The organism is Chamaesiphon sp. OTE_8_metabat_110, assembly GCF_031382685.1.
Lineage (GTDB): Bacteria > Cyanobacteriota > Cyanobacteriia > Cyanobacteriales > Chamaesiphonaceae > Chamaesiphon.
The window spans coordinates 1-4,163 of record NZ_JANMZA010000013.1 but is presented as its reverse complement, the minus strand read 5'-3'; the positions used below and the strand labels follow the sequence as shown (position 1 = coordinate 4,163).

Below are 4,163 nucleotides of genomic sequence, written 5' to 3'. Positions count from 1 at the left end.
GAGGCAAAAATCAGCGATTGGACGCGCTCGACGCTCATTTGGTCTAACTCGGCACTGGTATGTAAGCCGCGCTTAATCGCAGTAGCTTTAATCCTTTGTATGTCCAACCCCCGCCCATCGTCAAGGATCTCGATCGTCGTTTGGCTGCCCGTCTGCTGGACTCGAATTGTCAGGTTTGCGGCTGAGGGTTTGTCGCTCAGTTGGCGTTCTGCTGGCGGCTCGATCCCATGATCGATCGCATTTCGGATCAAGTGCATCAACGGGTCTTTAATCTCTTCTAAGAGCCGTTTATCGAGGAGGAGATCGCCACCCTCGATCGCGAAATTAATTTCCTTAGATTGGGTTTTGGCGAGATCTCGCACCATCCGAGGAAAGAGATTGAAAATTGTCGATAGTGGTAACAACCGGAGCTGCTTGACCCCAGAATCCAGTGCCGACGTCACCACATCGAGTCTGGAGCTATCGGAATCGAGGGACTTTTTGAACTTGCTAATTAAGGCTCCCATCTGCTCCCACTGCTGAGCAGTCTGCTGCAATTGGCGATACAGTGGCGAATGGAAAGGAAGCTGCTGGATCTGGGATTGGATCTGGGCAGAATCGCGAGTGCCCTCTTCCCAGAGTTCGAGCATCGTATCGAGATCGACTAATCTACTGACAATCTGTTGGTTGAGGACATTAATTTCCCCAGATTGTCCCATCAAAGTATCCAACTGTTTGGCTTCGACTCGAATTGTATCGATCTGGTATTCGCTAGCATTCGCCGCCGCTACTGATGGTGTGGCGGGTGCATCGATGACAACTGGCTCGACAACCGTTGGCGTCATCTCTAGATCGGCGATCGATCGCTCCGAGAACGTTCCTTCAATCGTGCTTAAATCGCCACTGAGCGGTAATAACGTCGCGTCGAAATCACTAAACAGGAAATCTTCATCGCCCAGATCCAAGCTATCGATCGTCGCATCACCCAGCGGCTCTTGACTCAACAGCGACATAAACTCATCATCGCCATTCTCTTTCAGAGAGGCTTCGCCAACGAATAACTCGGCTGTCACCGCGCTCTCTGGTGGCTGGGAGGTACCAGGTAGGATCGTAAAATCGTTAAAGACAGTATCGCTCTCCAACTGTGGCAATGTCGAGTCTGGCGAAAATAACTCAGCAGCTAATTCCCAGAAATTTGCTTGCAGTTGGGAGGGTGCGGCTGCTGGTAGCGACTCGCCATTGCTCCAGAGCGGCTGCTGTGTATCAGAAATGGGAGAGGTATTATCTTCATGGATCCACAGATCTTTGGGTGCATCGAAGATTGCTTCTTCATCAGAAAGCGTTATCCAACCAAAAGAACCTGAGTCATCGAGTTCAGATGGCGACGGTGCCACATCGACCGGGAGCGAGGACGCCACCATCGGAATCGTAGGCATTTGCAAGCCATCGCCCATGAGAGTTGCCAATACATAAAACATATTGACATCATTCGGTTCTCCAGTGACGGCTGTATGCGCTAATTGCTTGATGCTGTCGAGTCCCGCGTACAAGCGATCGCACAACTCCTCAGTCATCTGTTCCTGACCCTTCTCGATGGGCATCAGACACTCTTCGATCTGGTGGACGAGGGTTTCCACATTCTCCACCCCCAACATCCGCGAGTCGCCTTTGAGCGTATGCGCCGATCGCAATAACTCCTTGACTGGAGCCAGATTTTGCGGCTGTCTTTCCAACTGCATCAGTGCCGACTCGATCGCTTGGACATGCTCGGCGGCGGAGGTTTTGTACAGTCCTCTTAGTTCTTGGTCGTCGATGTACATGGGTGTTAGGGGATAGGGGATAGGGGATAGGGGATAGGGGATAGAGGGTAGGGGGTAAGGGATAGTCGCAACGTAGGTGTCTTGACGCGCCGTGCGCGTTAATCACTATTCCCTATCCCCTATTCCCTATCCCCTAATTTCGCCTTAAGGGCTTTTTGTAACCCACGAGTTGTTTTACTAGTTTCCGTTAATAATGCTAGGGTCGTTTCTAAATCGGTGGTTTCAATGTATTTCAATCGATGAGATAATAAAATTTGGGTTTCGAGTTCGCAGATAGATCCGAAAGCAATGGCAATAAATTGTAAAAACTCTTTTGTTGAGTTTCTACCATGTCCTTCAGCTAGATTAGAGGGGATAGATACAGCGGAGCGACGCATTTGACTACTTAGCCCATACGTTTCTGACTTAGGAAAGTCTGCGGTTAGGCGATATATTTTTTCGGTCAATTCCATCCCTAACTGCCAAACTCTTAATTCACGAAAACTACTAATACCCATCCAATTTTCTCCCTATCCCCTATCCCCTATCCCCTATTCCCTAGACCACCGCTGCCTTCAACTCATCCGCGACCTGGGTCAACTCCTTGGTGGTCATTTTGACTTGGTGCATCCCGATGGCGCTTTCTTGGGAGCCTTGGGAGATGTTGGTCATCGAGCTGAGTACCTGCTGGATCGATACGGCTTGCTGTTTGGCACTGGTGGAGATCTGTTGGGAGTTCAAGAATACGTTGTTTACGGCATCTGTCACACCCGCGAAGGTGGCGGCGGTGGCTTGAGCGAGGTCGATCCCTTCGTTTACCGTTTTGGTGCCTTCATCAGTCACCATGACGGTGCGGTTAATTGCTGATTGAATATCATCGGCGAGGGCATTAATTTTATCGGCTGATTTTTTACTTTGGTCGGCGAGTTTCCGAATTTCATCGGCAACTACGCTAAAGCCGCGACCTTGTTCCCCGGCGCGAGCTGCTTCTACGGCGGCGTTGAGTGCGAGCATATTCGTCTGACTTGCCAAATCTGCCACGAGATCCGATACTACGGTAATTTGTCCGGTTTGTTCGCTGAGGTTGACGATCTGGCTGGCGATCGCGTCTACTTTATCGCGCAGTCCAGTCATCCCTTGGAGGGTCTGTTGTACCGCGCGAGTTCCGTCCTCAGAGAGCGACAGCGCTTGGCGGGCACCGTTGGCGGAGGCTTCGGCTTGAGCGGCGGACTGGAAGGAGATCGCGCCGAGTTCGTTGACGGTTTTACTGGTATCGATCGCGGAGTTTGCCTGCATGTTCACGGTGACTTCCTGCATCTCGACTGTATCGACGATCGTGCCTGTGGAATTGGCGATCGAGTCTGCTAGCTGTTGAATAAACTTGGTAATGCGATTTCCGAGCAGCAGCGACAAGCCGATCGTCACCGCCCCTGTGGTCAACATCCCCAGTGCTAAGATCAGTAGGACGCTACTTTCTTTGGCATCGATAATCGCTTTGTCTTTTGACAGAATGACGCCCAAATTACTCGCGCCTAGCTCTTCAGTTTTGGGCAAGCTTAAGACGGAGATTAACTGCTGTTGATTATCGACTCGATCGACGTCAAATGTAGACTGCGGCTTGGTACTATTTTTCAACCGCTCATATTCAGAAAAGTCACTAGTACTCCGCCCGACTTGGTTTTCTTCGAGTGCGAGGACAAATTTATTGGTATTTTTGTCGATAATGTGCCATTCGTTGCTATTGGTAGCGTACGGCTCGGCAATCGATTTGAGACTGGCGACAGGCATTCTCAAGCACAGGATGCCAATGAGTTGACCTGTGACGTTATCTTTGACTGGCGCAGCAAAGAAGATCGATGGTGCTTTAGTAACTTTAGAAATTTCGACGCTACTGATAAAAGGCTTACCAGTTTTGAGAACGTTTTTGAAATAAATTTGGCCTGCATAATTAGTTTTAATATTTTTTTTGGAAAACGCGATCGGATCGCCTTTAAGATCTAAAACCTCCGCTCCATCAAAGAATGTATATCGAGCGAGATAATCATTCAAATATGCTTCTTTGTCCGCGATCGTTAAGCCTTTGGAAATCTTTTGGTTATCAAACAATGGCGAACTAGCAAGAGCCTGAGCATCCTTGCTCCGAATACTAATAAAGCGAGTCAGGGCATCTGCTAGTGTGCCAGTTGCCAATTGTTGGTTTTCTGTTTCTACCTTCTTCAAGCTATCGTAAGAAGCGAAGTAGGCTAGACCGCCAACCGTAGCCACGGGCAAGACCGATAGCAATACGACAGTACCGATCGCTCTAGTTTTGAAAGTCAGGTTATTGAATTTGGATTGGAAGTTGGTTTTGAAGTTGGATAGCATGATTAGGGGATAGGGGATAGG

At 49.3% G+C, this 4,163-nt stretch carries 3 protein-coding genes; all 3 read right to left on the bottom strand.

What is annotated here, in order from left to right; all coding sequences use genetic code 11:
* Positions 1 to 1,799, bottom strand: a 1,799-nt coding sequence (locus RMO52_RS00375; RefSeq protein WP_310410004.1) for an Hpt domain-containing protein, incomplete at its 3' end; no start/stop codon positions are given.
* 119 nt (positions 1,800 to 1,918) lie between these two features.
* Positions 1,919 to 2,296: a four helix bundle protein gene (locus RMO52_RS00370; RefSeq protein ID WP_310410002.1), complete on the bottom strand. Its 378-nt coding sequence runs from the start codon at positions 2,294 to 2,296 to the stop codon at positions 1,919 to 1,921.
* 40 nt (positions 2,297 to 2,336) lie between these two features.
* The coding region (locus tag RMO52_RS00365; protein WP_310410000.1) for a methyl-accepting chemotaxis protein at positions 2,337 to 4,163 on the bottom strand (1,827 nt) is incomplete at its 5' end.

Excerpts from the sequence above, each read along its gene's own strand:
- RMO52_RS00370 (WP_310410002.1), bottom strand. The coding sequence starts at position 2,296 with ATGGGTATTAGTAGTTTTCGTGAATTAAGAGTTTGGCAGTTAGGGATG.